Origin of the sequence: Anaerotignum sp. (assembly GCF_031981185.1) — a bacterium.
Classification (GTDB): domain Bacteria; phylum Bacillota; class Clostridia; order Lachnospirales; family Anaerotignaceae; genus Chakrabartyella.
The window spans coordinates 51,541-52,113 of sequence record NZ_DALYUL010000009.1; the positions used below are offsets into that span (position 1 = coordinate 51,541).

Here is a 573-nt window from a genome sequence, read left to right on the forward strand (position 1 = left end):
TGCCAAGTCAACAATGCCAACCACTGTGGCATCTGTTGCAGCGGTCAAATTATTATAACACAACAACTCACCGTTTTCTTCCATATAAAGACCATCATTGTTAATGGCGTTTACATGTTCTTTCCAAATGTCAAGGAGGAATACTTGGTTACCAGGCACCGTAGATAGTTTCCCTCCATAAAGGCATCCCATTGCTCCTGCACCAATTATCGCAATTTTCATTTGACCGTTTTCCTTTCTACATTGTATAAATCCCAGAATATGAGAAACCACTTTGGATCCATTAATACAATTTTGGGATATCAACTTGTTTATTAAATGAGAATTCAGGGGATGGGAAAGTTCCATCCAAAGTCTCCTTATGGAATTCATTCAGCCCTTCAATCATAACCTGTCTTACCTGTGCAAACTGCTTCACAAATTTTGGCTTGAAATCACCATACATCCCTAGAAGGTCTTGGGTTACAAGAACCTGACAATCAACATGGGGGCCTGCTCCTATTCCCAGGATAGGGATTTCCACAGCTTCCGATACTGCTTTGCCAACCCCAGAAGGCACACATTCCAATACAA

The 573-nt window shown here is 41.2% G+C and carries 2 protein-coding genes; both read right to left on the reverse strand.

Features of this window, described 5'->3' with window-relative positions:
• The coding region (locus tag RTK36_RS06820) for a ketopantoate reductase family protein (RefSeq protein ID WP_312045547.1) at window positions 1-222 on the reverse strand (222 nt) is incomplete at its 3' end.
• Window positions 223-283: 61 nt separating this feature from the next.
• Window positions 284-573 (reverse strand): 3-methyl-2-oxobutanoate hydroxymethyltransferase (locus tag RTK36_RS06825; protein ID WP_312045550.1); only part of this gene is annotated, 290 nt, incomplete at its 5' end.